This window comes from Nocardia noduli (assembly GCF_019038455.1).
GTDB lineage: Bacteria > Actinomycetota > Actinomycetes > Mycobacteriales > Mycobacteriaceae > Nocardia > Nocardia noduli.
Map to the genome: position 1 here is coordinate 1 of NZ_JAFMPL010000266.1, position 491 is coordinate 491.

Here is a 491-nt window from a genome sequence, read left to right on the forward strand (position 1 = left end):
GGTGGTGGGGCGCAGCGGTGGTGGGGCGGGGGATGTGGTGTCGGAGTTTCTGGCGCTGCGGTATGTGCTGGATGCGGTGAAGGCGGTCATGCGCGCCTATCGCGGCCGCGGTGACATCACGCGGTCGTTGCTGGTCAACGAGACGATCTTGATTCCGTTGCGCACGGTGGAGAACCTGTTGCGCGCCCGCACGCTAACCGGTCGTGATCGTCGAGGAGGTGTGGGCGGCGATGGGCGGTGATGTCGAGTTGGTCGAGCGGGCGGTGATCGCGGCGCGGGTGGTCGCCGATCCGGACAATGCTCGGCTGGTGGGTGTGGTGCTGGTGCTGTTTCGCGGTGACCGGGTGGTGGCGGTGATCTATCGGCCGGTGAGCAGCGGGGAAGTGATCGGGCTGGTCGCGGGGGCGGATCGCGCGGTGTTGATCGTGCTCGGCGCCCCGGGAGCGATCGGTGCGTTGTTGGCGGGGTTGCCCGATATGGCGGGCCGATTG

Annotated in this window: 2 protein-coding genes; both read left to right on the plus strand. The window is 68.2% G+C overall.

The annotated features are described in order from the left end of the window. Positions 1 to 241: hypothetical protein (locus JZ792_RS41305; protein WP_216918432.1), on the plus strand; the 241-nt coding region annotated here is incomplete at its 5' end. Next, on the plus strand, positions 204 to 491 hold a 288-nt coding region (locus JZ792_RS41310; protein WP_216918433.1), incomplete at its 3' end, for a hypothetical protein. The genes JZ792_RS41305 and JZ792_RS41310, both read left to right, overlap by 38 nt.